This is a genomic window from Mycobacterium sp. (genome assembly GCF_052145595.1).
Taxonomy (GTDB): Bacteria; Actinomycetota; Actinomycetes; order Mycobacteriales; family Mycobacteriaceae; genus Mycobacterium.
Map to the genome: position 1 here is coordinate 1 of NZ_JBKQOI010000285.1, position 8,910 is coordinate 8,910.

At 65.6% G+C, this 8,910-nt stretch carries 9 protein-coding genes and 1 riboswitch; of the genes, 1 reads left to right on the plus strand and 8 read right to left on the minus strand.

Going from position 1 to position 8,910, the window contains the following annotated elements; all coding sequences use genetic code 11:
• Nucleotides 1-93 (minus strand): PPE domain-containing protein (locus tag ACLP4W_RS24775; RefSeq protein WP_442390045.1); only part of this gene is annotated, 93 nt, incomplete at its 3' end.
• Nucleotides 94-120: 27 nt separating this feature from the next.
• Nucleotides 121-462 (minus strand): PE family protein, encoded by a 342-nt coding sequence (locus tag ACLP4W_RS24780; RefSeq protein WP_442390037.1) that lies wholly within the window; start codon nt 460-462, stop codon nt 121-123.
• A 25-nt stretch (nt 463-487) separates the two neighbouring features.
• Here ACLP4W_RS24780 and ACLP4W_RS24785 point away from each other — a divergent pair, with 25 nt between their 5' ends.
• Nucleotides 488-640, plus strand: a complete 153-nt coding sequence (locus ACLP4W_RS24785) for a hypothetical protein (RefSeq protein ID WP_442390038.1) — start codon at nt 488-490, stop codon at nt 638-640.
• Between the two features lie 103 nt (nt 641-743).
• Nucleotides 744-920: riboswitch (M-box (ykoK) riboswitch) on the minus strand.
• Nucleotides 921-1,008: 88 nt separating this feature from the next.
• Here the strand turns inward: ACLP4W_RS24785 and eccA are convergent.
• The 6 genes from eccA to ACLP4W_RS24815 form a co-directional block, all read right to left on the minus strand.
• Nucleotides 1,009-2,841 carry a type VII secretion AAA-ATPase EccA gene (eccA, locus tag ACLP4W_RS24790; protein ID WP_442390039.1) on the minus strand — a complete coding sequence of 611 codons (1,833 nt, stop codon included), beginning with the start codon at nt 2,839-2,841 and terminating at the stop codon, nt 1,009-1,011.
• On the minus strand, nt 2,838-4,040 hold the full coding sequence (eccE, locus tag ACLP4W_RS24795; RefSeq protein ID WP_442390040.1) for a type VII secretion protein EccE: 1,203 nt from the start codon (nt 4,038-4,040) through the stop codon (nt 2,838-2,840). The genes eccA and eccE overlap by 4 nt, the downstream gene beginning before the upstream one ends.
• Nucleotides 4,041-4,059: 19 nt before the next feature.
• Nucleotides 4,060-5,901 carry a type VII secretion-associated serine protease mycosin gene (locus ACLP4W_RS24800; protein WP_442390041.1) on the minus strand — a complete coding sequence of 614 codons (1,842 nt, stop codon included), beginning with the start codon at nt 5,899-5,901 and terminating at the stop codon, nt 4,060-4,062.
• Nucleotides 5,879-7,387 carry a type VII secretion integral membrane protein EccD gene (gene eccD / locus ACLP4W_RS24805; RefSeq protein WP_442390042.1) on the minus strand — a complete coding sequence of 503 codons (1,509 nt, stop codon included), beginning with the start codon at nt 7,385-7,387 and terminating at the stop codon, nt 5,879-5,881. Before eccD ends, ACLP4W_RS24800 begins: the two co-directional genes overlap by 23 nt.
• A gap of 257 nt (nt 7,388-7,644) precedes the next feature.
• Nucleotides 7,645-8,547: an ESX secretion-associated protein EspG gene (locus ACLP4W_RS24810; protein WP_442390043.1), complete on the minus strand. Its 903-nt coding sequence runs from the start codon at nt 8,545-8,547 to the stop codon at nt 7,645-7,647.
• Nucleotides 8,548-8,631: 84 nt separating this feature from the next.
• The coding region (locus ACLP4W_RS24815; protein WP_442390044.1) for a WXG100 family type VII secretion target at nt 8,632-8,910 on the minus strand (279 nt) is incomplete at its 5' end.

The window sequence follows — 8,910 nt, forward strand, 5'->3', positions numbered from 1 at the left end:
CCAGGCTGATGCGGCGGCCAGCATCGGGCCTGAACCCGCCCCCGAGTACATCCGACCGGAGTTGACTTCGGGCGGAAGCATCGCGAAGTCCAGTACTGCAGTCATCGTCAGCCCCCTCTCCTAGCTAGCTGCGATCGTGTTGGCTGCTTCGGTAGACGCATACGAGCCGGCACTCGCTTCCAAAGTTGCGGTGAACAGCTTGTGAACGGCCATAGCCTGTCCGCCCACTGCCTGATACATGGCGGCATGGGCGCTGAATTGTGTTGCGGTCAAGGCTGATACCAGGTCAGCGCCGGCTGGAGGCAACCCGGTCGTCGTCGCCGCTGCGGCCACGTTCTGGGCGGCCAGCACCGATCCAACACCGCTCAAGTGACCGGCAGCGGTAGCCAGCGCTTCCGGATTAGTAATTACAAACGACATTGGACTTCTCCTCACGGAAAGAGACGTGATTACAAACGACATTGGACTTCTCCTCACGGAAAGAGACGTGACCCAGGCCTTAGCGCCACTTTCCGCGCAGTCCACAGACGAACCCGCCAAGCGGGAGCGTGCGGACGGGGTCTATCGGGACAAGCCGATTCAGACCATGGGAACGGGGCCGGGGTTGGATCGCAACGAAATGGTCGTCGATCTGCGATAGGGACTATCGTCAAGACTCATTTCGCTCTCACCTCCTCACGGCCAGGGCACACGCGGGTGCCGTTACAGTGCACGCAGGATGAGACGCCGGGAAATAACCAGGCGTGGCACCCCTCTCGTCAGAGCTTCGGCACCACACGGCGTATCCGGCCGAACCAAGGCCGGAAGCCACTTGGGCTCAACCCTTAAGCCGGGAAGAGCTGTCCTGACCCTGGGCGTCTTTCGACGTTCGAGGTCAGTGGCCTATATCCGCGCAGAAGCCTCACCTAGCGAGGTGCATACAGAAGCCATCGTGACAGCCCGAAGCAGGTCAGTCAAGCCAGACTGCCACACACTTGCAACAACCCACATGCCCCAACGCCCACAAACCTACGTCGACTTCTTCTCAGCCACCGCGGCACGCAGGCCTTCGGCCAGGTCCTCGCCGGTCAACTCCTTGAACCGGAGCATCTGGGTGTCGCTGAAGTCGGTGAGTTCGCTGGCCAGCACCGCGTCGAGATCCTCGTCGTCCAGGCGGAAACTACGGTGATCGCGGGCCTTCTCGACCACGTTGCGCACGAAACCGGCATTGCCGAGCGTATCGATGCCGCGAATCAGATCCCCGTCTTCGGAGTAGCTCTCGTCGGTGTAGAACTTCGTGTACGACGGCAACAACACCTGGACTTCTTCGTCGTTGATGACGTCCTCGTTCTCCTGGCCCATCAGTTTGGTCAACGCGATCAGCTCATCCGGGGTGTAGCTGAAGAACTCGATCACGGTTGAAAAGCGCCGCCGCAGACCCTGATTCACTTCAAGCATCTTGTCCATTGCCTTGGCATAGCCCGCGCCGAACACCACGAGCTCGTCGCGATGGTTTTCCATGTACAGCAGCAGCGTGTTGATGATCGCGTTGCCGTAGGGGTCGCCTTGGTGGTAGCCCTTCTCGTGCAGGGTGTGCATCTCGTCGAAGAAAACGGCCCCGCCCAATGCCCCCTCGAGCATCTCCTCGGTGTTCTTCTCCGCGTCGGCCATGTATCGGCCCAGGAGCTTGGTGCGGCTGGTCTCGACCACTACTGGTTTGCGCAGGACGGTCAACCCGCACAGCTGCTTGCTGAAGGCGCGCGCGACGGACGTCTTGCCGGTGCCTGGCGGCCCGAGCAGCAGGGTGTGGCGCGAGGTCACGGGTACCGGGAGCCCCATCTTGACCCGGGCCAAGTTCACCTTCGTCGTCGACTTGATGAGCCTGATTTCCTGTTTCGCTCGCTCCATGCCCAGCATCGCGTTGAGCTCGGCATCCCCTTCGGCCAGATACTTAGCGGCCGCCTCGGCGTGACGAGCGGCCTCGGTCTGTGCACGCGTTGGTGCGCTGTCCGGATCCCACGGGTCGGTCCGGGCCTCGATGGTCTCCGGGTCGGTCAATATGAGCCGAAAGTTGGGGTTGTCCAGCGCTTCCCGGGCCGGGGTGAACTTCGGATCCCGCGAGTACACCCGGCGCAACAGCTCGACGGCCTCTTCCTCGCGGCCGACGTGCCGCAGGCACATGCCCTGGGTGTACAACGCGATGTTGGCTGCCCCCGGGACACGGTCGCCCTCGACGGCGTCCTGGCCGCGCCGAAAAGCCTCTTCGAAGACTCCCAGTGACGCCAGCGCGGTGGTCGCCATCGCAGCGCCCGCGGCTTTCAGTTCGGGGTGTCGCCAGGTTTTCCCCTCCGGGAACTGGACGAGCACGTCGGGCCAGCGGCCGGTGCGGAAGTACAGGACGCCCCGTACGTAGTCGACCAGTTCCTCATCGAAAGGATGGCGGGCCTCGACACCGTCGAGCAGCTTCGCCGCCTCCTCGTAGCGTTTCGCCTCGGCGAGGACGGCGGCATACGCGCAAGTCAGCGACTCCACGCTGGTGACCGCCAGGCGCAGGAACAGGCCGTCGGAAACTTCGGGACGGAACTGCAAATCCGTGACCCCGAGGCGGCGGGTCTCCCAACCGAACGTCCTGACCGCCGCCCATGCGCCGGCCAGCACGTCGATGCCCTGCTCACCGGCCAGCATTCGCGCTAGCCAGGCATCACACATCCCCGGATCAAGGGTGGTCGCCGTGTTGAACATCTGCGCCGCCACCTGTGGATTGTGGCTGGGCTGCAGTCCGTTGACCGAAATACCCGATGCCAATAGGCCGGCGACCATTGCATTGCGGGCGTCTTCGGCGGTTGATTGCGAGCGCGTCATTGCGCTGCGGGCACGCTCGCTGAGTTCTCCCGCGCCTGATGATGACCTATCGACAGCACCAAATCATCCTCGACGAGCAACCCACGGCTGGGCACGGCCAGTATCGGGCGAGCCGCCGGGGCAGGCAAGCTGGCCCGCACCGCGGCCAGCTGGCGACCGGTAAGCCGGTTGAGTCCCGACGAGATCGCCCGGGGCAGGCGGCCGTCGCTGTGGTAGCGAACCCAGGCCCCCACCTGCGGCCGCCCGTCGTCGTTGGTGAGCCGGAGGGTGGTCACGGCGGCCCCGACGTCGGCCAGTAGTAGCTCTTCCAGGGTATCGGTGGTGATGTCCGCCGGCGTCAACCAGAAGCTGGTCGCGAACCCGTTGAAATGCTTGAGGTGGCGCCATCCGGGACGGCTCCAGGTCGGTTCCAGATCGGCCAGCACGGCTTTGTCGACCTCGGCGACCTCGTCGGCGGTCAACGGTTTGGCCGCACAGCTTTGTCCGTCGAGATCTTGGGCGAGCCGCTCGGTGGCCGCCGCCAGGGTCGACGCCAGCGAATCGCGGGCCGCCACCGCGGCGACGTTGAGTTGCGGGTTCATCCGCAACACCAGCCAGGTGCGCCGTACGGACGAGGTCGGCTGGTCGCTCACCAGGCCCCACTCTTCGGGCCCCCAGTCGTCCAGCTTCGACTTTTCTGCCGCGTTGCCGCCGCGGCGCACCTCCACCGTGACGATGTCGATGCCGTCAAGGTGGATGTCGAACTGGCGCAGGCCGTCAGCGACCGCCTGCACCGGAAGCGTGGCCGACGTCGACCGATGGCGATGGCGCCCCGCCGCGTCTTCATCACCGCTGTCCACCGCGATCACCGAGACCAGATGGCCCTCGTATTCGCGCACGCCGACCTTGTCGCGCCCGAATCGCCGCTGGTGGTCGATCGCGGACGTGCATCCCGCGGCCAGGGCGGTACCCGGGTCGGCTGACCAATCCCAAAGCCACGTTGCCAATCCCGAGGTCACCGTGAGGCCGTGGTGGGTGACCAGCGACAGCAGTGTGACCACCACCGCCAGGCCAACACCCACCCAAAACGCGATGTGATGATCGCCCTGCCAGGAGTCCGGGCTGTGGCTGGCCACCAACAAGATCACGATGTCGACCAAAAACACCGCGGTGACCCGCAGCCACGACAAGGACAATCCAAAACTGCGCTGTGCCTTCATTGGTATCGCTGCTCCGACCTCACTGCTGCTTCCGCGTTCGCTTCAACATCATCGCTATGCCAAACACCGCGCCGCCTATCAGTAAGGCTCCGGTCAATCCGCCGGCGGCTACCCATACCGGCACCATATCGCGGTGAGGGGCCGCTTTAGGCATGTTCAGCGGCGCCGACAGTTGCTGCGGCGGCTTTGCCGGACCATCGGGTACATCCCAGGTCAGCGCCGCTACCGGGTCGATGACACCGTAGCCGACCTGGTTGTCCACGCCGCGCGCTGGCGCCCTGGCCGTGCGGGTCAACCGGTTGATGACCTGGTATGCCGATAGCTGGGGGTACCTGGCGCGGACGAGTGCGGCCACCCCGGACACGATCGCGGTCGAGAAGCTGGTGCCGGCCGGAACCAACAGCGTGTTGTCCGGGCCATCAATCGCGTTGATCAGGCCGTCGTCCCGCGGCGAAAGGCCGATGATGTCAATCCCCGGCGCGGCGATTCCCACCCACGGTCCTGCGATGCTCGTCGAACCCTGACCCTGCCCCTGACCTGTGGTGAGCGGCCGACCATCCGAGTCGACCGCGCCGACCGTCAGGACGTAGTCGCTGAACCAGGACGGCGTCACGATAGTGTTGACGGCGTTCCAGTCGCGAGGATCGTTGGGCTGCAAGGGATCAAAGATTGGGTTCTGCTTGCAGTCCTTCCTGCTGCTGTCGCCGGCCGCGGCCACGATGACGGCGTTCTTATCGACCGCCGCGTAGCGCACCGCGGCGCCCAGCGCGCGCTGGTCGATGATGTTGCGCGAGCTCATGCAAGTCACGTCGGAGATGTTGATAACCGTGGCCCCCAAGTTGGCGGCGTGCACGATCGCGCGTGCCATGGTCGCGACATCGTCGATCTTCGCCTGCGTCTGCGGGTCCTCGTCGCCGGTGTAGGCATCCTTGAGGGCAAACGCCTGGCTGGACTGGCGGATCGAGATGATGTCGACATCCGGCGCGATTCCGCTGTACGCGTCGGGGCCCGCAGGCGCCGGCGCCGGCGGTGGGGGTGGCGGTGGCGGCGGTTTGGGCGGGTCGAGTGGACGCGGCCCGATCCGGTTGTCGACGGCGATTACCTGCCTGCCCCCGGAATAGCTGGGTATTGTCACGGTGCCTCCGCCGCCGTGGTTGGCTGACGGAGCCTGACCAGGCGCTGGCGGTCCTCCCGGTCCTGCCGGTGCTGGTGGTGCTGGCGCCGGTGCCCCGAACGGCCCTGGAGGAGGTGCTTCCGACGGCGGCGGCGCGGGAACCATCGTCACGGTCTGAGGCAACGGCGACAGGGTCACCGTCTGCGGCGGCGGCGCTTTCGGGGGCGGCTCGGTGGTGGGAATGGTGACCGGCTTGCGCGGTGCCGCGGGCGGCGCCGCTGCGCCGTTGGCCGGCGCCGCGCCGATCATCGACGCCACGATGGTGCCGTGAGCGTCGCAGTCCGACAAACCGTCGCCGCTCATGACGTAGTCGCCGCCCGGGAACAGGTGCGGAAACCTGGGGTGCGGGCTCACCCCGGTGTCGATGACGGCGACCTTCTGCCCGGCTCCGCGGCCGAATTGCCATGCCTCCTGCAAATTCAGCATGTCCATGTACTTCGGCTGCAACCGGAAGTCGGTGCCGGGCAGCACCCCGACCTCGGTGCAGTAAGAGTTCTGCTTCATCGGCGCCGGCGATGTGGGCGGACCGTCAGGCGGCACCGCCGCCGGATCAATCGTCGGCGGTGAAATCGCATAAGCCGGCGGCAAGCCGGCTAATGCACCTGAAGTGAGCAAGAGTGCGGCGACGGTCGCACGGGACGCGCGACCACGCCACACCTTGCCGCTAGCGGTAACGGATCGCCGCATAGACATTCATCAACCACAATGCCAACGGGAAAATTGGCATCAGGCACAGGTATTCAATCCATTCCACGAACTTGCGGAACAGCGGGCTGTAGATGGTGTTGGGCACCACCGCCGCGGCCGTCATGCCCGCTGCGGGCAGCAGAACCATGATCGCCACGCCGATCGAGACCGCCAGCGGCGACTGCAACACCAGCACGTAGCGCACCACCACCGCAGCGACGATAATCACGGCGGTGCCGGCCAGGGTGATCGACTGCCAGCGGTCGACGTATGAGCGGCCGCGCAGCAGCAGGAAGCCCGCGGTGAAGGCGGTCAGCAGCAGCGGCAGCCAGCGCTGCCCCGCGTGCGGATCCGACAACGCGGTCAGCGAGACCACCGTCAACACACCCAGCCCCAACAGCAGACCCGACAAAAACGACCGGGCGCGTTCGGCTTGCAGCACCACATCGCGGACCGACGCGGGCCCCTCGAGGACCGGCCCACCGTCGGAGCGCGCCACGGTGGTGGGCAGGTCGGGCCGCGCCTCAAACACCCACCGGCTGGTGGCCGACGGGAACACGGGCAGCCGGATGCCGGCCAAGCGGCGGGACAGCGCCGGTGCGGTGTGGTAAGCGATCACGCAGGCCAGCACGATGCAGGTGAAGTTGGTCACCGCGCTGGTCGCCGCGACCATGCGTGCCAGGCTCGCAATGGTCGCCATCACGCTGATGGTGACGATCGCGGTGTAAATGCTCAGCCGGCGACCCGTAAAACGCAGCGCGAGAGCCGCGCCAACGGTGAGCACGCCGAAGCCCAGCACCGCCTGCGGGGACCCCACTTCGCCCGGGGGCGCTGCCGCCGCCGCGACTGACAGTGGCGCGAGGCCGCTCAGCAACAGGGTGTCGGCGACGCCTCGGTCCTGCTGCGTTTTCGCCCGCATCGCCAGCATGATGGCCACCGTCAGCATCAGCGCGGCGATGATCGCGGCGTAGACCGTCGGCAGCCATGAGTTGTGGTGCCAACGCCACCAGCCCAGCAAAGCTGACGCGGTGGTCACCCCGATCGCGACCATCGACGCGCCGACCTGCACCGCAACGACGGGGTCGATCGAAGCGAACCGCCTGCTCAGGTTTGCCGAGACCGCGGTGGAGATGTGTTCGATTACCTGCGATCGCTTCTCGGTGTCCGCGATGAACCGGATCCACAAGCGGTCGCCGTCGTAGACGTCTTGCTCGGTCAGGGACTGGGTGGCCCGTAGCGGTGTGCCGTCAACCAGGCACAGCGCCCACCTGCCGCGCCCGGTGGCCTCCAACGGGACCTCGCCGAGCTCCCTCAGCCGGCTGTTCACCACTTTGAGCAGTGGGTCGGTCATCACCGAGACCGGCGCGTTGGCGTCCAGCAGAATGCCGATCTGGACACCGTCGCCGGCCATGACGCCGACCACTACCGCCCGCGGCTGTGAAATACCCTCAATATCTGCTTGTAGCGCGTCAGCTACTGCGGTCATCGCCCTGCACCCCCTGCCATGGTGGATGTGTAACCCCGTGCCGCGAGCCGCTCGGGGGCCTGCGTCGCTCTACGTGCCGGGGCGCGGTGGCCCCCCGGGAGGTGCAGCTCGACTATTTCGGATTTCATCTGCCTCGCCTTGCGATAAAAGAGTGGCTGTGAAGATTTGCTGATGATTCTAGAGAAGTATGCCGTCTTCGCGTCCTGGCCGCACGTTATGTGCAAAAGCGTTGGTGAAGTTTATGTTTCGGACGCATGTCAGACCCTGCTGTGGGTTTTCCACTCGCCATAAGGCAGTGTATCGAGCACGGTTTTGATACCCACCTGCACCAGCTGCGGGGTTGCTGGGCAGATGGCCAGCCACGCCTCCCCCGAACCGGCGGTGCGCGCCTGTTGGTAGAGCGCGATGCGACCGCCCGAACCGTCTTTGAGCGACAGCACCGAGGCACTGGGGCCCTTGGCGTCGTCCCGGTACTGACGCGCGTATACCGCGACCTCGGCGGCCGGGTCCGACAGGGCCTGGCCCAGCGCGGCCACGGTGGCGGCACTGATGCCCATTCGCCGCATGTCACCGCCGGAAAACACGTTGAAACCGGACTCCTGCCACGATTTCGTCGCTTCCAGCATCTCCTCCAGCGGCACGTTGACCGCGTTGATCGCCGCGGCCTCTGCGTGGTGAATCGACTCCAGTCCGTCCATCACCAATGCCGCAATCGAGGCGCTGTCGGCGATGGCGACGTCGTCGACGGTGATGTCGCTGCCGACCCGCACCGCCGAAACCCAGTGCTGGCCCCGACGGGCCAGCACCACGCGGAACTCGTTCTCAGGGATGTCGCGGGAACCGGGCGCCTGGTTTTCGTCGTCGACGACACCGTAGAGCAGTTTGCCCCGCGACAGTAAGGCGACGACCTCGAGGTCGGGCGCGGCAAGGACCCGCATCCGAGCGGCGACCTGCTCTTGCACCTCGTTGCCGACGACAATGCCCTGCTCGCGCATCACCGCCATTCCGGGGTGTTCGTTCAGCCAGTCGCTCGAGTCAGTAGATACGAAGGGCCGGCACCGCAATTCCGGCGCGACGTGTCGAATGTCCAGTAGCGCCTGAAGCATCCAGAAACCGTCGACGTTGACGGTGATGTCGGTGCGGGTGATCTGTTGGTCCATCAATCCCTCGAAAGTTGAAGTGCACGGTAACCGCAGGACGCGGCAGCACACGGGGCTGGTGTGCTGCCGCGCCTGAAGTTGGAGTTAGGCCCAGCTGGACCCGACGGCGCTGTCGGTGCTCGCCATGTTGCTGCCGGCGGTCTGCACCTTCTGCCCGTGGGAGTTGGCCTGCTCGTAAATCACCTGGAAGTTACGACCCAAGTCGGTGATGAACTGCTGGCATGCCACCGAGCCGGCGCCGCCCCAGAAGTCACCAGCGGCCAGCACATCGCGAACGATGGACTGGTGCTCGGATTCCAGCGACGCGGCCTGGGCGCGAATGAGTGCGCCGTGCGCGTCGACGTCGCCGAACTGGTAGTTGAT